We start from the raw sequence: 21,559 nt of genomic DNA, 5'->3' as shown, positions 1-21,559 counted from the left end.
TGTCGGCAATACTGGTTATAGTATAAAGCTTTTATAATCAATTATCAACCTTCAATCCCCATGTAAGGGAGGATATTCTCATAGATATCCCGGATGACAGGAGCTGCTATGGTGCCTCCGTAATAGACCCCCTGAGGATCATGGATCAGGCAGATTCCCAGTATCTGTGGCGTCTCAGCCGGTGTAAATCCCAGGAATGAGGAGATATACCGGTTGGCACTTCTCGGCAGTGTCTGGGACGTGGCTGTCTTGCCTCCTATGGTCCTGCCCTCGATCGCCGCGTTTTTGCCGGACCCCTCAGAGACTACCTTTTCCAGGATGTAGCGCACTTCCCCGGACACCTCTTCTGTCACCACCCCTTTCTCCACAGGGTACTGAAGGGTCTCCACCAGATTTCCGTCCTCATCTGTCACCTTCACTCCAAAGTGGGGGGTGATCCGGCTGCCGCCGTTGATGATGGAGCTTACCGTTGTGGCGAGCTGGATGGGGGTGATCTGGAAGGACTGACCGAAGGAAATAGTTGCAAGCTCCACCTGCCCGATGTTTGATTTTTTATGCATGATGGTTGCAGCCTCCCCGGGTAAGTCAATCCCGGTTTTTTTGAGGAGTCCGAATTGCTTGAAATATTTATAGTAATTATCCACGCCAAGCCGCAGCCCCACCTCGATAAACACCGGGTTGCAGGAATTCATCGCTCCCTGTACAAAGTTTTCCGCGCCATGTCCTGTCCTTTTATGACAATGGATCCTACGGTCCTCCACGATTTTAAATCCCGGACAGGAGAAGGTGTCATTCATGCTGACCACTCCCTCGGAAAGCCCTGCCGCCATGGTGATGATCTTAAATGTGGAACCGGGCTCATAAGTATCGTTGATGGTCAGATTTCTCCACATCCGGTTGCAGGCATCCTGTTTCTCCTTATCCGTCATACCGGAAGTATCTGCGTCTGTGTTCAGGGTAAAGGGTTCATTCAGATTGAATTCCGGTACGTTCACGTCCGCGTAAATCTCCCCGTTTTGGGGATTTATGAACAGGATGGAGACGGCATCCGCCTGCTTTTCCTCCATCACCTTCTCCGCGGCCTGCTGAGCGTACATCTGAATGTTTTTATCCAGACTGATGTGCAGGTCATATCCCGCCACCGGCTCCACACGGCTTTCCCCAAGCTCGTCAATCTCCACACCCCTGGCATCCGTGGTGGTGAGAATCTTGCCGTCTATGCCTTTTAAGATATCATCATACCACACCTCCAGCCCGATGATACCCTGGTTGTCTCCACCGGTAAACCCAAGTACCTTGGAGGCCAGTTCATTGCATGGATAATAGCGCTTGAAATCCTCATCCACCTTGACCCCTGCAAGACCGTATTCCCGGATTCTGTCTCCCACCTCCTTCTCCACATTGGTCTTTACCTTTTCAATGGAAGAAACTTTCTCCACTCTTTTTCTGGCAGTCTCCTCGGAAAGCCCCAGCTCTTTTTGGAGCATGGCAATGATCTTATCCGGTTCCTTTACCTGGCTGTGGATCACAGATATGGTACAGACTGCCTTGTTGTCGGCCAGTATCTCCCCTTTTGCGTCGATGATCCTGCCCCTGGCTGCCTTAATGTCACGTTCTCTCTCGTGGAGCTGTTCCGCCTTCTTTGCATAGTAGTCAGACTTTATCACCATGAGATAGACCATACGGCCCATAAGCCCTGCAAGCATCAGCACACAGGCGGCAAATACAATCACGGTTTTCTTCTTGTGGTATGTTCTGTTTTTCTTCATTCCCGGTTCCCCTGCAGCTTATCCTTATAAATATATGCAAAGCCCTGTGGAAAAAAGAAGGGAATGCTGCACAGATTTCTCATCTCTACAGCATTCCCGTTTATTCTTCCATATCATCCTCGTCGAACCCGGCATCCTCATTGGTAATGCCGTCGCTCTCCGCATTGTTGCTGTCAATCCCTTCTTCTTCCGAATCATCCTGGGGCGGTTCCGGCATATCCGGATTCTCTGTGCCGTCAATGACTACACCGGAGGGGCCGTTGCCGTCCTCCCCGTTGACGCTCTCATCCATCCTTGTGGTTCCCGTGAATTCATCCCAGAGCTGAAGCTTCTGGTCTGTCTCCTGGTCCGGATATATGTTCAGATACGGAAAGATTTCTGAGAGGATCGCCTGTGCAATATACTGGGCATATGTGCTGCTTGCCTGTTCCTCCACATTCGGCTCATCCACCACAACATAGATCACAACCTCAGGATTATCAAGAGGGGCAAATCCCACAAAGGATACCAGGTATTTATGATTCCCCCTGGGCACCTTCTCAGCAGTTCCGGTCTTGCCTCCCATGGAGTAACCCGGTATCTTTGCTGTCTGGCTGGTACCGCTCTCCACACTCATTCCCATATATTTTCTGATATCCGCGGAGACCTCCTGGGAAATCACTTCCTTTAAGACATTTCCGCTGATACTCTTTATGGTATTGTTGTCCTGGTCCTTGATCTCTTTCACCAGATGGGGCTGATAATAAGTGCCGCCGTTGATGCAGGCACTGATCGCCGCAACCTCCTGGATCATGGTACAGGTAAATCCCTGTCCAAAGGTGGTGGTTGCAAGTTCTGTGTCAAACATGTTGTCCAGGCTGAACAGGATTCCTGTCCCCTCGCCCGGAAGGTCAATCCCTGTCCTTGTCCCGAAATTAAACTTATCCTGGTAGGAAAGCAAAGTCTCCTTCCCCATTTTCCGGCCGATGGCCATGAGGGCATCATTGCAGGAATTCTGGATGGCCTCCCCCACGGTCTCCGTTCCATGGGAATCCGGATAGACCGCGCAGTTGATATACCGGTCTGCCACCTGTTCCCCGCCGTCACATACAAAGGTGTCCTCCTCTGTGATGCTGCCGGACTCCAGAGCGGATGCCACGGTGATGGGCTTTACCACAGATCCCGGCTCGTAGGCATCTGTTATGCAGTAATTCCTCCACATTTTGTAGAGGGCTTCTTTTGTCTGTTCATCATTCATGGCTTTGAGCTCACTGTCGGAATACCGGGAGGTGAGATCTCTGGGTTCATTCAGGTCATAGGGATCGTTGCTGCCCATAGCCAGGATTTCCCCGTTCTGGGGATTTGCCACGATCACACCTATATTCTTGGCACCGCGGTAATCGGTATTGGGGCCGTCCTTCAGGTTCTCCATAAAAGCCTCAATATATTTGTCCACCACACTCTGGATATTCACATCCAGGGTAGTGACCAGACTGTTTCCGTTGACCGGGTCAATGATGTTCTGTTCCAGGGAAGCGTCATCGTTGAAATAACCGATCTTTCTGCCGTCTGTGCCATTCAGGGTGCTGTTGTAGTAGCCCTCCAGTCCCCAGTCCGCGGTGTTCCCGGAATAAGTAAAACCTATCACATCACAGGCCAGCTCATTGAGGGGATAGGTTCTCTTGTAATCCTCCTCAAACCACACGCCCTGCGTGTTATTCCTGCGGACTGTTTCCTCCTCGGAGAGTGCCTCTGCCTCCTTCTTATCCGCCGGAATTTCTGTCATCTTTTCAAAATTCTTCTTTTCATCCATGGAAATCTGCTTCTTTAAGATCTGGTAAGGGCTCTCTTTTGTCTCCGCGCTGGTGAGCAGATCTTCCACCGTATCCTCATCAATCCCCAGATACTCGGACAGTGCTTTTTTTGTGGGCTCTTTGTAATTCTCATTGGAGTTCACCACCTGGCAGTCCAGGATCACATTGTAGACCTTTATGCTGGTAGCCAGGATATTTCCGCTTCTGTCCAGAATATCTCCCCGTTTGTAGGGGATGGTGGTGCTGTCGTACTGCTGCTGGGACTGGGCCAGCACCTGTTTGGTGTATTTGTCACCACTCTTGGCATTGATAATGGTAATCCCGATAACCAGAAATACGAAAGCCAGCAGAATCAACACAAACAATCCCGCCAGCTTTTTCTTCATGGTGCCTGTCATTTTTCTTTTCTTTGATTCCTGTTTATTCAATCTATCACCTGCTTTGTCCTATGTACCGTCACTTTTCGGGCACATCCTGATACTGTCTCACATAGCTGCTGCCGCCCGGTGTATAATACTTGATCTGATCCTCAGTGGGAAATTTCATTCCCAGCTCTTCAATGGCTTTTTTTCTGATGGCATCCAGGTCCACACTGGAAATGGTCTCACTGTAGTACGCGTCGTTTTCAGCCTTTAACTGGCTGTATTTGAGTTCTTCTGCGGTAAGCTGGCTCTTCTGCTCTGTCAGTTCGGATTTCAGTTTCAGAAAATGTACGCATGCAAACAAGACAGCCACACACATCACTGCCAAAAACATAACATACCCTTTGCTCATCTGCATGTTTCTGGCTCTGTTCTTCTGTGCGGCTGTACTTACCTGCTTTTTTTTACGCTGGGGTACTTCCTCAACACGGCGGACCGTGTTCCCATCCACATAATACCCGGTGCCTCTATTTACTTTTCTGCTGTCATATCCCTCACTCCCGGATACTTTTTTCATGAAATCAACCCCGATTCAGATTTCTCCGCCTATTCATTTCTGGTCCGTTCAAAGACACGCAGCTTTGCGCTCTTGGAACGCTTATTTACAGCAATCTCCTCCTCATCCGGAAGTATTGGTTTCCTGGTTATGACTCTCCCCATCGACGTCTTTCCACAAACACAGACCGGAAAATCCGGCGGACATGTGCATGGGTTCTCATTCCTTCTGAATATAGTCTTCACAATGCGGTCTTCTAAAGAATGGAACGTGATAATGCAGATACGTCCGCCGTCATTTAATAGTTCAATCATATCATCCAGGGAATTTCTCAAGACTTCCAACTCCTGATTCAGCTCGATACGAATTGCCTGAAATGTTTTTTTCGCAGGATGTCCACCCACTGCTCTCATTTTCATGGGAATGGACTGTTTTATAAGTTCAATCAGTTCTCCGGTGGTCTCTATAGGCTTCTCACTCCTGGCCGTACAGATATTTCTGGCGATCTTCTTAGCGAATTTTTCTTCCCCATAGTCCCGGAGTACACGATACAGTTCGTTTTCAGTATAAGTATTTACAATATCTCTTGCGGTACGGCTTCCTCTTCGGTCCATACGCATATCTAAGGGCACGTCCTCCCTGTAGGTAAACCCACGCTCAGCGTTGTCGAGCTGGTAGGACGAAACACCCAGATCCAGCACGATCCCGTCCACAGACGAAATCCCTATTTTCTGCAGTTCTTTTTTCATGTTGCAATAGTTGCTGCGGATAATCGTAACTCTGTCTCCAAATTCCTGTAACCGTTCACCCGCAGCCTCGATTGCAGCTTCGTCTTGATCTATACCTATCAAGCTCCCCTTGGCAGATAATTGCCGGCACACCTCATAGGCGTGGCCGCCGCCTCCTAACGTTCCGTCAACATAAATCCCATCCGGTTTTACCTTCAGATTCCGGATCGTCTCTTCTAACAATACGGATTTGTGTTTAAATTCCATAGTTTCCTCGACCTTCCTGCAATTATATTAAGATACCCATTGCCTGCATCCCTTCTGCGATGGCATCCATATCTTCACAATTGCTGTTCTCCATCCATTTTTCTTTGCTCCAGATTTCAATCCTGGTGAGGTTTCCTGTGAGCACTACGTCCTTCGACAGACCAGCAAACTCCCGCAGCGTTACCGGTACGAGAATTCTCCCCTGCTTGTCCAGTTCACACTGTGTTGCACTGGAAACAAAAAAACGTACGAAGGCCCTTGCATTTTTATCATTAAGCGGTAAAGCTTTCAGCTTTTCTTCGAAATCCTTCCATTCATTGTTTGGGTAGATAGACAGACAACCGTCCAGACCTTTTGTCAGCACAAAATCCTCGCCTAATTCATCGCGGAACTTAGCCGGAATGATCAGCCTTCCTTTTGCGTCGATCGTATGACTATACTCTCCCATGAACATATGAATGTCACCTTCTTTCGTGAAGATGCGAGTCTCCCCTTCGCACCCTCCATGGGACAACGGGCGCTTCTGCCACTAGCTCCCCATTTGCCACCACTTTTCACCACTTTCTACCACTTACATGCCCATTCTATAACACAACCGGGAAAAAAGCAAGGGGAACATATATTCTTTAGAAATATTAAAAGAATCGAAAAATGGCGTAAAATCAAGGATTTTACGCCATTTTGCCGATTCTTTTCAAGAGTTTCCAATATATGGCAGAGGTGGTGGGATCAACCCACAAGTTCTGCGTTTTTCTGGTCTATACAAATATGTTCTTCTATCAAACGGTCCAATACCAGGCTGAGTCCCATAATGGTCTGCATGCCTCGTTTTTCTGTGATTGCTCTGTCCAGTCTCTGCCGTGCGTCTTCTATTCGTATTTCTAACTCTTTATCTCTCATCGCTACACTCCTTGTTCTTTTTGCCTCTTCCTCCTGTTGTGTACGATAAGCATAAGGGAACATACCACGAGAACGGCGGATAACACCTGTGATACCGGAATTCCTATCCCCGGAATCAAAAGCTGATCCGTACGAAGTCCTTCTATCCAAAGCCTTCCGGCTCCGTAGCCTGCCAGGTAGCATAAAAACAGTTCTCCCTGGAATTTTTTCTTTTTCCGGAACCAGAACAGGAACAGCAGGACTCCCAGGTTCCACACTCCCTCATAGAGGAATGTGGGATGGACCTGGATGTATTCCACACCGCCTATCGTTACCAGATGGTCCCACATAGCAGATGTGATCTCACCCTTCCGCACCGCGGAGACCGGCAGCTGCATGGCAAGAAAGCTGTCCGTGTAACCTCCGAAAGCCTCCCTGTTGAAAAAGTTGCCCCACCGTCCGATGATCTGGCCGGCAACAAGCCCCATACATACCGTGTCCGCCACCTGAGGAAAGTTCATCTTCTTTAATCTGCCAAAGACGTAGACCGTAACAGCACCGACTATGATCCCCCCGTAAATTGCCAGTCCGCCGTTTCTGGTATTGAAAATCTGTAACAGGTCGTCTTTATAGTCTTCCCAGCTAAAGATGACATAATAAGCTCTCGCCCCTATTACAGAAGTTACCATGGTAATCATTAGCATATCCAGATAAGTGTCCGGATTTTGTCCTGTGCGCTTCGCCTCTTTCATGGCAATGGAGATCCCAACGATCATAGCCAGTGCGATAACCATTCCGTAATAGGCAATATCAAAGCCAAAGACCGTTATTGTTTTTCCCACATGGGGAAGCGTGATCCCCAGGTGCGGAAAGCGAATGGACATATCCATATTAGTAAGCCTCCTTTAAACGTTAAAGCGGAATAAAATCACATCGCCGTCCTGCACAACGTAGTCTTTTCCTTCCATGCGGACCAGTCCTTTTTCCCTGGCTCCCGCATAGGAACCACAGTCAAGCAGATCCCTGTAATTCACAACCTCAGCTTTGATAAAGCCTCGTTCGAAATCCGTGTGTATTTTTCCTGCCGCCTGCGGCGCTTTTGTTCCTACTTTTATGGTCCATGCTCTCGTCTCATCTTCACCGGATGTGAGGAAGCTAAGAAGTCCAAGCAGCCTGTAGCTGGCTACTATCAGTTTCTCCAACCCTGACTTCTCTATTCCCAGATCCTCCAGGAATTCCTTCTTCTCATCATCATCCAGCTCCGCGATTTCCTGCTCTATCTGAGCGCACAGGGCGAATACTTCACTTCCTGTTTCTTCTGCATATTCCCTTACCTTTTGTACATGAGGATTGGAGACCGCATCGTCTGCCAGGTCATCTTCGGATACATTGGCCGCATAGATAACCGGTTTTCCGGTGAGGAGGTTATACTCTTTCATAAACCCTTCCTCATCCTCGTTATCGGGTTCAAATGTGGAGGCCGGTTTTCCGTCCTCCAGGTGAGCTTTCAGTCTCTTTAAGAGTTCCAGCTCTTTTGCTGCCTCTTTATCCATACGGGCAGACTTTGTTGTTTTAGCAGTCCTTCTCTCCAAGATCTCCAGATCCGAGAATATCAGTTCCAGATTAATGGTTTCAATGTCGCGCAGCGGGTCAATACTTCCGTCAACATGTACTACATTTTCATCTTCAAAGCATCTTACAACGTGTACAATGGCATCCACCTCCCGGATATTGGCAAGGAACTGGTTTCCAAGGCCCTCACCTTTGGAAGCCCCCTTCACAAGTCCTGCGATATCCACAAATTCAATCACCGCCGGCGTCACTTTTTTGGAATGATAAAAATCCCCTAAGAGTTTCAATCGCTCGTCCGGCACAGCCACAATGCCCACATTGGGATCTATAGTACAGAACGGATAGTTTGCTGATTCCGCCCCAGCTTTTGTCAGAGAGTTAAAAAGGGTACTCTTCCCTACATTCGGTAAACCGACAATTCCTAACTTCATTTTTATGTCCTCTTTTCTTCTGTATTCCTTCACATGACCTCATTCTAACACACCTAAAAAGGCGAATCAAGCCTTTGACCCGCCTTGTTATTCGACATCTATTAAAAAAATATCGACTTTTTTCGTTCTTTCTACCTGTCTTTTGACATGACCATCAGCAGAAATCCCTGTCGAAATTCCACTAATGCTGTATCTTCAGCCAGCTCATTGCTCACACCGATTCCGTCGAAATTTGTCATATTATACTCTTTCAGGGGGTATTTAAACCCGGAAAGAGTGATTCCGCGCACTTCATCTCCCATGGAAAAAAAAGAGATATATTTGCCGAAAGCACACTCTTTTTTGATCATTCTGCTGCCGAAAAGCACGGTGATGGCATTCTGCTCATCCAGGATCCAGGCTTCTTTTTCTTCCTTTGCCGGAACGATCAGAGACTGCAGATTCCCCATATAATGGTCCAGGCGGCCGCCGGTAGCTCCAAACATGAAAATCCGATCACTGCCAAGCTCCATTGCCAGTTCCATTCCCATACGGGTATCTGTGGCATCCTTCTCCGGTTTGTATTCCCGGATGGGGATTTCCTTCCGGCTTCTGTACCAGTTGATCACCTCCGGACTGATACTGTCAAAATCGCCCAGGATATACTGGGGAACGATCCGGTTCCTGTAACAGAATTCCAGCCCTCTGTCAATGCCGATGATGCAGTCCGGGCCGATGTTCTCTATGCAGCCGAGTACAAACGCATCATCCATATGCCCGCCGCACAAAAGTATTGTGTCCATATTTCCTGTCCCTCTCTCAGAACGTGTTTATTACTGCCTGTTCCTGAATTCTTCTATATGATTGGTCAGAACCTTGATATTTGCCTCAATATCCCCGCCGAACACGGCTGAGCCGGCTACCAGAATATTGGCGCCTGCCTCCAGGACCCGGTCAATGGTGTTGGCGGAAATGCCTCCGTCCACTTCAATATCCGTATCCAGACCTCTCTCATCCAGCATTCTCCTCAGTCTTCTGATCTTGTCACCGGAGTAGGGAATGTATTTCTGTCCGCCAAACCCAGGATTCACAGTCATAAGAAGGACCATGTCCACCAGCTCCAGCACCTGCTCCACCATCACAAGGGGTGTTGCAGGATTCAGGGCAACACCTGCCTTCATACCAGCCTCCCGGATACAGTTAAGCGTCCTGTCCAGATGAGTACATGCCTCGGCATGTACAGTGAGCATATCTGCACCTGCCTTTTTGAAGTCCTCAATATAACGCTCCGGGTCCTGCACCATCAGATGGACATCAAAGAACATACTGCTCTTTTTTCTGATGGATGTGATGACAGGCATTCCCAGGGAAATACTGGGCACAAAGCTGCCGTCCATCACATCAATGTGCAGCCATTTTACCCCGGCCTGCTCCACCCTGCTTATCTGTTCCCCCAGACACGCAAAATCCGCTGCCAGAATGGACGGTGATAGTTCATATCTCATCTCAATACCTCCTCTTGTCTGCAAGCTCCCGGTAAAGCTCCAGATAACTTTCATATCGTTCTTTCGGGATTTCTCCCGCCTCAAGTGCTGCTTTTACGCTGCATCCGGGTTCATGGGTATGGGTGCAGCCCTGGAACCGGCAGGTTCCCTCGTATTTTATAAATTCCCGGAAATAATGGCGCAGCTCTTCCTTATCCATATCTTCCACATAAAAAGAAGTAAATCCCGGCGTATCCAGAAGGTACGTGTCAGGCTCCACCTCAATGATCTGGGAATGTCTTGTAGTATGGCGTCCTCTTCCCAGCTTTTTACTGATCTCTCCTGTCTCCATCACCACTTCCTGCTGCAGAAGATTGGTGAGAGAGGATTTCCCCACTCCGGAAGGACCCGCCACGGTCGTGGTCTTTCCTCTCAGGATATTTCTGAGCGCCTCCGTGCCTTCCCCCTGGGCGGCACTTGTGAGCAGAACCTGATAACCACAGGAAGTATAGATTTCCTGCATCCTGCCTGCTTCCTCAGCGTCAGCCAGGTCCTGCTTGTTAAAACAGATGACCACGGGAATCTCCTGACGTTCCATAATAACCAAAAAGCGGTCCAGCAAAGAGAAATTGGGTTTCGGCTCCCTGGCGGCAAATATCACCAGCGCCTGATCCACATTGGCAACTGCCGGGCGGATCAACTCATTCTTTCTGGGAAGGATATCCACCACATTTCCCAGCTTTTCCTCTTCATTCAGGACCTCAATCTCCACATTGTCACCCACAAGGGGTTTTATTTTTTCTTTTCGGAATATTCCTTTTGCCTTACATTCATAAATTCCGGATTCTGCTACTTTTACGTAGTAGAATCCGGAAATTCCTTTGATAATCTTTCCCTGCATTAATCTACCTTCTGGAATGTTACATCGTACTGGTCGATGATCTGATAGCTGTCACCAATCCACTCATAGAGGCCTACCGTGCCGGTTGCGATTCCCGGACGTCCCGTCAGGTCGCTGATAGACAGCGGGAACTCCGGATTTTCCACTTCCATGGACTGGTCAGAGTAGGTATTCCCCTGGTCATCTGTCTGGACCAGCTCTATTTTGACTTTACCGCCTTGGTAGCTTGCCGGCTGTCCAAGCGCCTGGCCTTCTGCTTTCCAGGTCCCACCTTCATCTGCAGGTGTTTCACCGGCGGCATCTTGGCTTCTCACATATATGGTGACTGTTGTACCTGAGTCCACTCTTGTTCCCGCAGCAATACTCTGGTCATATACTTCACCTACGTCCACAGTCTGGTCAGAACCGGTCTGTACTACAGGTACGAGACCTGCCTCTGAGATTGCACTTTTAGCATCTTCCTCTGCCCATCCGCGCACATCCGGTACCCTTGCAGCCGTATCCCCTTCACCGGTACTGATGGTCAGGGTGACTGTGGTGCCTGTCTTTACAGATGTTCCTGCAGCGGGATCTGTGGATATGACATTTCCAATGCTCACAGAACTGCTGTTTGCCTTGCTGATCTGTGTCAGCAGTCCCAGTTCCTTTAACGTTGCCTCTGCGGAGGTCTGGGTCTCATTTTCCAGGTCAGGGATTTCCACCTCCTGGGTTCCTGTGCTGATATAGCATACGATTTCTGTATGAGGATCCACTTTTGATCCGGCCTCTGTCTCCTGGCGGACGATCTTACCTGCTTCCACAGTATCGGACGGCTCCTCGCCGCCTTTTTTGTAACCAAGCTTCAGGTTATTGAGGGCTGTCCGCGCCTCATCCGGGGTGCTGCCGGTCAGGTCAGGAACCTCCACTTTTTCGGTGCTTTCTTTATCTGTGCCGCCTGTATTTTCAACTTTTTTATCATTGTCTTTATCTTTATTGTTAAACTTCAGCCCGCCCGATGCGAACACAATGAAGTAAACCAGAATACAGATGATAATAGCTCCCACGATCAGTCCGCCGATGGTCATTGCCTTCTCCAGCTTTGTGCTGATTCCTTTGCCGTTATCATCATCCTCATCCTCGTCATCATCGTCGTCATCATAACCGTAGTCGTCATCATCCTCATCCTCGTCATTGTAGCGGCTGGAATTGGAACCGGACGGCGCATAGGCCGCATTCTTGATCTCTTTCATCTCATCCGGTGAAATGACCACAGTCTGTGCGTGATTGCTCAGAGGCGCCAGATTGACAAAGCTTCCGTTGGGATCGATCAGGGAATGCTTCAGGTCGTTGATCAGCTCCGCAAGGGTGCTGTAACGTCTGTCCGGGCTTTTCTGTGTACATTTCAGAATGATCTCCTCCAGGCTGTGGGGAAGCTCCGGCACAAACTCAGACGGAGGAAGCATCTCATCCTGCAGATGTTTGATGGCGATTGCCACTGTGGTATCCCCGTCAAAGGGAACCTTACCTGTCACCATCTCATACATGGTGATGCCCAGGGAATAGATGTCACTCTTGTAATCACTGTAGCCGCCGCGCACCTGCTCCGGTGAACTGTAATGTACAGAACCCATGGCGTTGGTGCTGATGGTATTGGAGGACGCTGCCCTGGCAATACCAAAGTCTGTGACCTTTACCTTGCCGTCCGTAGAAATAATGATGTTCTGGGGCTTGATATCCCGGTGCACGATATTTCTGTTATGAGCAGCTTCCAGTCCCATTGCCACCTGAATGGCGATGCTGGTTGCCTCTTTTACAGTCAGTTTTCCTTTTTTGGAGATGTATTCTTTTAATGTAATGCCTTCCACCAGTTCCATAACAATGTAGTTAATTCCCTGGTCCTCTCCTACGTCAAATACATTTACAATATTGGGATGGGCGAGACCTGCAGCAGCCTGCGCCTCCCTCTGAAACTTTTTAATGAAGTTCGTGTCAGCGCTGAACTCCGGCTTCAGAACTTTCATGGCCACAAAACGGTTTAATTTATGATCTTTTGCCTTGTAGACATCGGCCATACCGCCGGAGCCTACTCTGCCGGCAATCTCATACCGCTCTCCTACGATAACTCCCACATTTAACATACTTCCACCTCTTTTGTTTCTGGTTCTACCAGAACTACTGCTATATTATCTCTGCCTCCGTTGTCGTTTGCCATGGAAACAAGCCTGCGGCCAGTCTCCTCCAGCGTTTCGCTGGTCCGTATCACCTGCCTGATATCCTCGTCCGGCACCATATTGGAAAGGCCGTCTGAGCACAGCAGCAAAATATCACCCGGAGTAAGACGAATGTCAAAGAAATCCACATCCACATCTCTTCCTGCTCCAAGTGCCCTGGTAATAATATTTTTATCCGGGTGATTTCTTGCATCATCCCTGGATATCTCTCCCATGCGGACCATCTCCTCCACAAGGGAATGGTCTTTGGTAATCTGCGATATCTTATTTTCATCAACCAGATACAGCCTGCTGTCTCCCACGTTGGCCACATATGCATAATGTCCTACAATGGTCACCAGCACCATGGTGGTACCCATACCGCTCATAGTCTCATTGTCCGATGCTTCTCTAAGAAGCTGGGTGTTGGCATTCTCAATAGCAGCCCGTATGATCTTCACCGGATTGCTGTTCTCATCTTCCCGGATGGTAGAGAGCAGAACCTCTACCGCATAACTGGAAGCGAAATCTCCTGCCTTGTGTCCGCCCATGCCGTCCGCAACTACGAAGAGGTTTGGCAGATTGCCCACAGGGGTCTCAGACGTGAATACGAAATCCTGATTCACTGTCCGCTTCTGTCCCACATCCGTGATAGAATATGACTTCATCCTACGAATCCTCTTTCTTATCGATATAACTTTTTCTTAATTGTCCACAGGCCCCATCGATATCCCGGCCCATTTCTCTTCTAATAGTAACATTAATTTGGTATTTTTCAAGTTTATTTTGAAAATTCCCGATAACTTTTTTATCAGAACGGACGTAACTGCGCTCTTTTATGGGGTTCACAGGTATGAGATTCACATGACAGTTCAGGCCTTTGAGCAGCTGTGCCAGGCGCCTTGCATCCTCCTGGGAATCGTTCTCGCCGCCCACCAAAGCGTATTCAAATGTGATGCGCCGCCCGGTCTTTTCATAGTAATTCCTGCAGGCGTTGAGCACCTGTGTGATGGTATATTTTTTAGCGATGGGCATAAGAGCTTCCCGCTTCTCCTGGCTGGACGCGTGGAGCGATAAAGCCAGTGTGATCTGCAGCTTTTCATCTGCCAGCGCCTCCATCTTTGGTACGAGCCCGCAGGTGGAGACTGTAATGTTTCTCTGACTGATATGAAGACCGTTTTCATCGCTTATCATATGTATAAAGCGAAGCAGGGTATCATAATTGTCAAGAGGTTCACCGGTACCCATGACCACCACATTGGACACCCGCTCGCCGCTGGTTTCCTGAATCCGGTATACCTGCTCCAGCATCTCTGCAGGCGTCAGGTTCCTGGTCCATCCGCCTATGGTGGAGGCACAGAATCTGCAGCCCATCTTACACCCCACCTGTGAGGAGATACATACACTGTTCCCATGCTTATACCGCATGAGCACACTTTCCACCACATTGCCGTCATGGAGGGCAAAAAGGTATTTCTGTGTGCCGTCTATCTTAGATGTCTGCACATCCAGAGCCGTAAGCGTGGTGAGAATACAGGACTCCTTTAATTTCCCGCGGAACGTCATGGAAAGGTTTGTCATCTCCTCAAAGCTCTTGGCCAGTTTTACATGCATCCACTCATAGAGCTGTTTTGCCCGGAATGGTTTTTCTCCCAGAGCTTCCACAGTCTTTTTCAATTCTTCCAGGGACTGAGACTTTATATCTGTTGGTTCCATTCTACTCTATCCTTCTAAGCCTTGCCAAAAAGAATCCGTCACACTTATGGACTCCCGGCAGAAGCTGTAAATATCCTTGTTTTGTAGTTTCGCTTCTCAATTCCTCGCAGAGAAAATCATCGATACTCTCCAGTTTATACGGGTACTCCCTGGTAAACCAGAGCACATTTTCCAGATTCTCCTCCCTGCATACTGTGCAGGTGCTGTACAGAAGTATACCGCCGGGTTTTACATAGCAGGCTGCCTGTTCCAGAATCTTCCGCTGAAGCTCCACAAGCTCCTCCTGCTTTCCCGGCGTGATCTTGTACTTGATGTCCGTCTTTTTTCCCATAACACCCAGACCTGAACACGGAACATCTGCCAGGACAAGGTCAGCTTTTTCCACAGACTCATGGTCAAACACGGTAGCGTCGTGTACTGAGACACTGATGTTAGCCATGCCCATACGCTCCACGTTTTCACGGATCAGGTCCGCTTTCTTCTCACTTACATCCCTGGAATCCACCATACCGGTTCCCCGCATTTTATCTGCCACGCAGAGGGACTTTCCTCCAGGAGCTGCACAAAGGTCAATGACAAAACTGCCTTTCTGCGGATTGGCTGCCTCACCGGCCAGCATGGAGCTTACATCCTGCACCTGGATATTTCCCATGCGGAAGGCAGTCAGCGCAGGCAGATAATCATAACCGCTCAAATAATAGGCATTGTCTGCATAGGGCGCTTTCTCCACCTTCACGCCCTCTTTTTTAAGGCTCTGTATCACCTGCTCCCGGTCCGTGAGATATTCTTTTATACGGACGGTCACCGGGCGTTCTTCCATGGAGGCCTGAAGCATTTTCTCCGTATTCTCAAACCCGAACTGGTCCATAAAACGAACGACCAGCCACACAGGCATGGAGTAGGTCACAGAAAGATACTCCACCTTATTCTCCCTGCCCGGAAAGGGGATTTTTTTGTAATCTCTGGCAATTCCCCTGAGAACCCCGTTCACAAATCCTGTCAGATTGTAAAATCCCTTTTTTCTTGCCAGCTTAACCGCCTCGTTGCATACCGCGCTGTCCGGAACGTTGTCCATATAAATAAGCTGGTATACACTGCTTCGCAGAAGCTCCCGGATCAGAGGTTTCATCTTCTCCACCTTCACTTTTGAGAAGTAATTGATGATATAATCAATCCGTATCTGGTTCTCCTGGGTTCCCTCACATACTCTGGTGATGAATGCCCGTTCTGTCTTCTCCAGATACTGGTATTTATCCAGCGTGCCGCGTATGGCAATGTGACTGTACTGCCCCTCTTTGTTTATTTCTAATAGTATTCCTAAGATTAACTCCCTTATATTCACTCTGCCTGTCATTTGTTTTCCTCTTTACTCCCCAAGGATACATCCTTTATCTACTGTATATCCCCGCAGAAAAGCTGCGGTATCCATTCTTTTCTTTCCTTCCAGCTGCAGCTCCTGAATGAGCAGAAGCCCATCTCCTGTTTTTACCAGCAGCCCCTCTTTCCCGGCCTCCAGAATTTCTCCCGGAACGCCATTGCCTGCCTCGTGGACTACAGAAGCGGTCCACAGCTTCAGGTTTTTACCGTTCACGGATGTGTATGCGCTGGGCCATGGATTCAATCCGCGGATGAGCTGCTCAATCTCTTTTGCCGGGCGCTCCCAGTTGATCTTTCCCATCTTCTTGTCAATCATGGAAGCATAAGCCGTGGTACTTTGTTCCGGCTGCTTTTCAAAGACGGCAGTGCCATTTTCCAGTTTTACCAGCACCTCTGCACAGAGTGCGGCACCTGCTTTGCTTAACTTGTCAAACAGACTGCCGCCGGTCTCCTTTTCCTCCAGAGGGACTACCACTTTATCTATCATATCACCGGTGTCCAGGCCTTCACTCATACGCATGATCGTGACGCCTGATTCTTTGTCCCCATTGATGACAGCCCACTGAATAGGCGCTGCCCCCCGGTAAGCGGGTAAAAGAGAGGCATGCACATTGATGCAGCCATATCTGGGCATATCCAGAATTTCCTTTGAGATGATCTGCCCGAAAGCAGCCACCACGATCACATCCGGTGCGATCGTCCTGAGGGTTTCCACAAACTCCGGGTCCCGTACCTTTTTCGGCTGAAATACAGGAATCTGATGGGCAAGGGCTACCTCCTTCACCGGAGTGGGCATCAGGCTTTTTCCTCTGCCCTTGGGCTTATCCGGCTGTGTTACCACGGCTGCCACCTCATGACCGGCTGCAATCAGGGTTTCCAGCGTACCCACGGCAAAATCCGGGGTACCCATAAAGACTACTCTCATTCTTCATCCTCCTCATAGCTGTTCCTGCGAAGCTCGCCCTCCACCAGTTCTGTATACATTTTTCCCTGGAGATGGTCTGTCTCATGGCAGATGGCCCTTGCCAGCAGCTCGGTTCCCTCCAGTTCATATTCTTCCATATCCTCATTGAGCGCTCTCACCTTCACGTAATTGGGGCGTGTCACAGTACCTGACATTCCCGGAAGGCTCAGACAGCCCTCGTCCCCGGTCTGGGTGCCGGATGTCTCAATGATCTCGGGATTGATCAGCACGTGAGGGTCCTCCCCTGTGGTGTCGATCACCACGATCTGTTTCAGCACGCCCACCTGGGGAGCTGCCAGGCCCACTCCATAAGCGTCATACATAGTCTCAAACATATCTTCAATGAGTTCTTTCAGCTTTGGTGTCATAGCCTCCACTTTTCTGCATTTCTTTGTCAGTATACTGTCTCCCTGTGTTCTGATATTTCTCAGTGCCATATCTCTTTTTTCTCCTTTTCATTCTGACTGATCATATATTAAAATCAAACTGGATAAACATTTTGTCAAATCCTTTATTTACCGCAATATACCGTTCCAGACAGTCCTTGATCTGTACCAGAGTCCTGCGGTTTCGGTGTCTCATATAGAGCACCATCTTATACATATCCTGGACCTTTGACACGCTCTCAGGCGCCGGTCCGATGAGGATCAGATCCTCTCCGGGATATATCTTCTCTATATATTTTTTACAATAAGAAAGCCCCTGATACAAAAGATTTTCATCTGCGCAGGCGCCCCGCACAGCCGCCATGGCTCTTGCGGGGGGATAGCCCATGAGCATCCGGTAGGAGATCTCCTCTCTGTAAAATCCGGGATAGTCCTGTCCGGCTGACGCCCGGATACTGTAGTGCTCCGGCTGGTATGTCTGTATCACTGCTTCTCCGGGCTTTCTTCCTCTTCCCGCACGGCCCACAGCCTGGGTCAGGATCTGGAAAGTTCTCTCTCCTGCCCGGAAGTCCTCCCCATTTAGGGAAAGATCCGCTGCAAGAACCCCCACAAGAGTCACATCCGGAAAATCGTGGCCCTTTATGATCATCTGGGTACCCACCAGCACATCTGCCTCTTTTCTGGCAAAAGCGGCCAGTATCTTCTCATGGTCGTCCTTCTTTCTCGTGGTATCCGCATCCATTCTGAGCACCCGGGCCTGTGGGAACAGACGGTGTACCATCTCCTCAATCTGCTGAGTCCCCGCCTTGAAGCCTCCGATAAAAGGAGAACCGCAGGAGGGACATTTCTGCACATCCGGGATGGTGTAGCCGCAGTAATGGCAGATCAATTTTCCGTTTCTGTGGGAAGTCAGTGAGACATCACAGTGAGGGCATTTCATCACGTGCCCGCAGGAACGGCAGCTTACAAAACCGGTGTATCCCCTGCGGTTCAAAAACAGGATCACCTGTTCCTTTTTATCCAGCCTCTCCCTGATCTTTTCCTGGAGAAGTGTGCTGAAGATGGAACGGTTCCCTGCCTTAAGCTCCTCCTTCAGATCCACAGTGTACACTTTTGGCAGCGCCCGGTTTTCATACCTGCTGTCCAGGGTCAGAAGCTGGTAGGAACCGTTCATACCTTTCTCATAGCTCTCCAGAGAAGGGGTGGCGGAACCCATGACGATCCTGGCATTTTCCACCTGTCCTCTTTGGACTGCCACTTCCCTGGCATGGTAGCAGGGTGTCTTCTCACTTTTATAGGAAGACTCATGCTCTTCGTCAATGACAATCAGCCCCAGGTTCGGAAATGGGGTAAACAGGGCCGAGCGCGGCCCCACCACAACAGAAATCTCCCCCTTTCTGGCCAGCTCAAACTGGTCAAAACGCTCTCCGGCTGACAGGCGGGAATGCATAAAAGAGACACCCGAACCGAATCTCCGGCTGAAACGTTCCACCGTCTGATAGGTAAGGGCAATCTCCGGGATAAGGACAATGACCTGCTGTCCTTTTGCAAGGACCTCCTCGATCAGTTCCATATAGACTTCCGTCTTGCCGCTGCCTGTGACACCGTAGAGCAGTGTGGGACGCGGTGTCTCTGATTTCCACTCATCCAGAATCTGATCCACCGCTTCTCTCTGGCAGGCGTTCAACTCTTTTTTGATGATATCCTGCTGTTCTGTATGCACCGGATTTCTCCAGATCCGCTCACTCTCCACGGAAATCATGCCCTTTTCTTCCAGGCCGCGGATCACAGAAGGGGAGGCCTTCCACACACTCACCGCCTGTTCATAGGGCATAGGAGACTGTTCGAGAAGACCTGTCATGAGACGTGCTTTTGCTTTAAAATGCTTTTTTTCACACGCCTCCAAAAACAGTCGTGCCTCCCCGGGGGAAGCCTTCAGTACCAGAAATTTCTTCTCCTGTTTTTTCTTTTTCTCCTTAACCGGAAGCACCGTTTTAAGGGCCTGGTTCATGGTGGAGCCATAGTTTTTGGCGATCCATGATGCCAGGGATATGAGCCGGGATTCAATGGGAATCCCCTGGCTCTCAGGCCCCAGGATCTGTTTCATCCTGGAAGCCTCCACCTTGGGCTGTCCGGTTATGTCTATGACATAGCCGGTAATCTCCCTGCCGCCGTTTCCGAAAGGGACTCTTACCTTGGTTCCTATCTGAATGTCGTCCTGCAGATGTTCCGGAATCTCATACTGAAACGTCCGATCCAGCTTTTCCTGGGAGATATCCACTATGATATCTGCATATAATCTGCTCATATATCCACTCCGTATTCCGGCCGGCCCCTTCAGGCCTGCTCTGCCAGAATATCCCTGATCAAATCCCTCTCATCCATGGGATATTTCTTTCCTTTGATTTCCTGGTAATCCTCATGGCCTTTGCCTGCAAGCACAATGATATCACCCGGCTGTCCGTGACGGATCGCATAGGCAATGGCTTCTTTTCTGTCTGCGATCTCCACATAATGGCCCGCTGTTTTGCTGATCCCGATCTTAATGTCATCTATAATGGCCTGCGGCTCCTCATCCCTTGGGTTATCTGAGGTTATGATGGTCAGGTCAGCCAGACGGCCGGATACTTCCCCCATTTCATAACGACGGAGCTTGGAACGGTTTCCGCCGCATCCGAACAGACATACGAGGCGCGCAGGCTCATACTCCCGCAGGGTGGTCAGCAGGCTCTCCAGACTCATAGCATTATGGGCATAATCAATCATAAGGGTAAAGTCATCGGAGACTTTGACCATCTCAATCCTTCCCTTTACCTTAGCCGCTTTCAGGGCTTTCTGGATATTTTCCACACTGACTCCGAAATGACGGCAGATGGCAATGGCCGTCAGGGAATTGTACACGCTGAATTTGCCGGGAAGGTCAATCTCCACCGGAAAATTCATGAGCCCTTCTGCCTGATAGGCAATGCCCAGCGTGCCCTTTCCTGTGACCAGGTGCAGGTCTTTTGCCCGCAGGTCAGCCTTCTCACTGAATCCAAAGGTTTCCAGACTGCAGGTATGGCCCTCCAGTACCTTTTCCAGATGTTCATCATCCGCATTCACAATGCCGACTCTGCACTGTTTGAACAGCATGCCCTTGCAGTGCATATAATCTTCAAAGTCTTTGTGCTCATTCGGGCCGATGTGGTCCGGTTCAATATTGGTGAAGATTCCCAGGTCAAACAGAAAGCCCGCGGTTCTGTGGAGCATCAGGCCCTGGGAGGAAACTTCCATGACCACGCTGTCGCATCCGGCCTCCACCATCTCTGCAAAATATTGCTGTACCACATAGGATTCCGGAGTCGTATTGGCTGCCGGGATGACTTTGTCACCGATAATGGCTTCAATCGTGCCGATCAGACCCACTTTGTGGCCTGCATTTTCCAGAATGGATTTTACAAGGTAGGTGGTTGTGGTCTTTCCCTTTGTTCCTGTGATGCCGATGACTTTAAGCTTCTCGGCCGGGTGCCCGAACCATGCCGCAGAGATGCAGGCCATGGCATACCGGCTGTCCGGCACTTTGATCACAGTCACGTGCTCCGGTACAGCCACATGGTCCTGTACGACCAGAACAGAGGCGCCCTTTGCAGCAACGTCCTCCGCGTATTTGTGTCCGTCGGACACGGCGCCTTTGATACAAATAAAAAGAGAGTCTTTATCCGCTTTTCTGGAATCAAAGACTACACTCCTCACTTCTGTGTCCAGGCTTCCCTGTACACATATATATTCAAGGTTTTGTAAAAGTTCAGTCAGTCTCATTCTCAATCTGTCCCCTTTCATAATTGTTCAATCAGATCTGCGTAATTTACTGCGCTGATTGTATATAAGAGCAGCCGCAGCAGGTATTTGCCCCATCGCAAAGCGATTTTAGACGGGCTGATATCTGTAATGATTCAGACAGATGAATCGTCTGCCCTTTTCATGGATACCGGAAGCAGGTATGCTGCTGCCGGGAATGGTGAGGTGTACGGGGTGCCCTTTGGAATATAGAATAACATAGGGGTTGTTGTGGAGGCAAGGGTTTTGTGGAAAATGGGTGGGTGGGGGAAGTAAAGTCTTGTGGCTGGGGGGACGGGATGAGGGGAGGGGATGAGGGGACAGATTGAGAATGAGACTGACTGAACTTTTACAAAACCTTGAATATATATGTGTACAGGGAAGCCTGGA

Annotated in this window: 20 protein-coding genes; all 20 read right to left on the bottom strand. The window is 49.4% G+C overall.

All coding sequences use genetic code 11. The features are described 5' to 3' along the window. Positions 1-44: 44 nt before the first annotated feature. Complete coding sequence (locus WMO65_RS20490; RefSeq protein ID WP_033139060.1) at positions 45-1,769, bottom strand: peptidoglycan D,D-transpeptidase FtsI family protein; 1,725 nt, start codon at positions 1,767-1,769, stop codon at positions 45-47. A gap of 100 nt (positions 1,770-1,869) precedes the next feature. Beyond that, entirely contained in the window at positions 1,870-3,990 is a 2,121-nt protein-coding gene (locus WMO65_RS20485) for a peptidoglycan D,D-transpeptidase FtsI family protein (protein ID WP_033139061.1), read from the bottom strand. A gap of 28 nt (positions 3,991-4,018) precedes the next feature. Beyond that, complete coding sequence (locus WMO65_RS20480; protein WP_033139062.1) at positions 4,019-4,501, bottom strand: septum formation initiator family protein; 483 nt, start codon at positions 4,499-4,501, stop codon at positions 4,019-4,021. 29 nt (positions 4,502-4,530) lie between these two features. After that, complete coding sequence (gene rsmH, locus WMO65_RS20475; protein ID WP_033139063.1) at positions 4,531-5,475, bottom strand: 16S rRNA (cytosine(1402)-N(4))-methyltransferase RsmH; 945 nt, start codon at positions 5,473-5,475, stop codon at positions 4,531-4,533. A gap of 22 nt (positions 5,476-5,497) precedes the next feature. Beyond that, entirely contained in the window at positions 5,498-5,929 is a 432-nt protein-coding gene (gene mraZ / locus WMO65_RS20470; RefSeq protein ID WP_033139064.1) for a division/cell wall cluster transcriptional repressor MraZ, read from the bottom strand. A gap of 275 nt (positions 5,930-6,204) precedes the next feature. Beyond that, positions 6,205-6,375 carry a Spo0E family sporulation regulatory protein-aspartic acid phosphatase gene (locus WMO65_RS20465; protein WP_118593809.1) on the bottom strand — a complete coding sequence of 57 codons (171 nt, stop codon included), beginning with the start codon at positions 6,373-6,375 and terminating at the stop codon, positions 6,205-6,207. A 2-nt stretch (positions 6,376-6,377) separates the two neighbouring features. Beyond that, positions 6,378-7,244, bottom strand: coding sequence for a prolipoprotein diacylglyceryl transferase (lgt, locus tag WMO65_RS20460; protein ID WP_033139065.1), 867 nt, complete (start codon positions 7,242-7,244; stop codon positions 6,378-6,380). 15 nt (positions 7,245-7,259) lie between these two features. Next, positions 7,260-8,357, bottom strand: a complete 1,098-nt coding sequence (ychF, locus tag WMO65_RS20455) for a redox-regulated ATPase YchF (protein WP_033139082.1) — start codon at positions 8,355-8,357, stop codon at positions 7,260-7,262. Positions 8,358-8,488: 131 nt separating this feature from the next. Continuing rightward, complete coding sequence (locus tag WMO65_RS20450) at positions 8,489-9,139, bottom strand: thiamine diphosphokinase (RefSeq protein ID WP_148393327.1); 651 nt, start codon at positions 9,137-9,139, stop codon at positions 8,489-8,491. 30 nt (positions 9,140-9,169) lie between these two features. Beyond that, entirely contained in the window at positions 9,170-9,841 is a 672-nt protein-coding gene (gene rpe, locus WMO65_RS20445; RefSeq protein ID WP_103731676.1) for a ribulose-phosphate 3-epimerase, read from the bottom strand. Between the two features lies 1 nt (position 9,842). Beyond that, entirely contained in the window at positions 9,843-10,721 is an 879-nt protein-coding gene (gene rsgA / locus WMO65_RS20440) for a ribosome small subunit-dependent GTPase A (RefSeq protein WP_033139068.1), read from the bottom strand. Then, positions 10,721-12,838 (bottom strand): Stk1 family PASTA domain-containing Ser/Thr kinase, encoded by a 2,118-nt coding sequence (gene pknB / locus WMO65_RS20435; protein ID WP_148393328.1) that lies wholly within the window; start codon positions 12,836-12,838, stop codon positions 10,721-10,723. Before pknB ends, rsgA begins: the two co-directional genes overlap by 1 nt. Beyond that, on the bottom strand, positions 12,832-13,578 hold the full coding sequence (locus tag WMO65_RS20430) for a Stp1/IreP family PP2C-type Ser/Thr phosphatase (protein ID WP_033139070.1): 747 nt from the start codon (positions 13,576-13,578) through the stop codon (positions 12,832-12,834). The genes pknB and WMO65_RS20430 overlap by 7 nt, the downstream gene beginning before the upstream one ends. 1 nt (position 13,579) lies before the next feature. Then, positions 13,580-14,626 carry a dual-specificity RNA methyltransferase RlmN gene (gene rlmN / locus WMO65_RS20425; RefSeq protein WP_103731675.1) on the bottom strand — a complete coding sequence of 349 codons (1,047 nt, stop codon included), beginning with the start codon at positions 14,624-14,626 and terminating at the stop codon, positions 13,580-13,582. Between the two features lies 1 nt (position 14,627). After that, positions 14,628-15,980 carry a 16S rRNA (cytosine(967)-C(5))-methyltransferase RsmB gene (rsmB, locus tag WMO65_RS20420; protein ID WP_033139072.1) on the bottom strand — a complete coding sequence of 451 codons (1,353 nt, stop codon included), beginning with the start codon at positions 15,978-15,980 and terminating at the stop codon, positions 14,628-14,630. 12 nt (positions 15,981-15,992) lie between these two features. Next, positions 15,993-16,928, bottom strand: a complete 936-nt coding sequence (gene fmt, locus WMO65_RS20415; protein ID WP_033139073.1) for a methionyl-tRNA formyltransferase — start codon at positions 16,926-16,928, stop codon at positions 15,993-15,995. Then, positions 16,925-17,404 (bottom strand): peptide deformylase, encoded by a 480-nt coding sequence (gene def, locus WMO65_RS20410; protein WP_033139074.1) that lies wholly within the window; start codon positions 17,402-17,404, stop codon positions 16,925-16,927. The genes fmt and def overlap by 4 nt, the downstream gene beginning before the upstream one ends. Positions 17,405-17,435: 31 nt before the next feature. Then, the gene (gene priA / locus WMO65_RS20405; protein WP_148393329.1) at positions 17,436-19,661 is read right to left on the bottom strand and encodes a replication restart helicase PriA; all 2,226 of its coding nucleotides are present in this window, start codon (positions 19,659-19,661) and stop codon (positions 17,436-17,438) included. A 29-nt stretch (positions 19,662-19,690) separates the two neighbouring features. Next, a complete protein-coding gene (locus WMO65_RS20400; RefSeq protein WP_033139076.1) occupies positions 19,691-21,151 on the bottom strand; it encodes a UDP-N-acetylmuramoyl-L-alanyl-D-glutamate--2,6-diaminopimelate ligase in 1,461 nt (486 codons plus the stop codon). A gap of 134 nt (positions 21,152-21,285) precedes the next feature. After that, positions 21,286-21,559 (bottom strand): hypothetical protein (locus WMO65_RS20395; protein WP_349064643.1); only part of this gene is annotated, 274 nt, incomplete at its 5' end.

Source organism: Blautia caccae (genome assembly GCF_040095955.1).
In the GTDB taxonomy this organism is placed as follows: domain Bacteria; phylum Bacillota; class Clostridia; order Lachnospirales; family Lachnospiraceae; genus Blautia; species Blautia celeris.
This window is presented reverse-complemented; position numbering and strand designations above follow the sequence as displayed.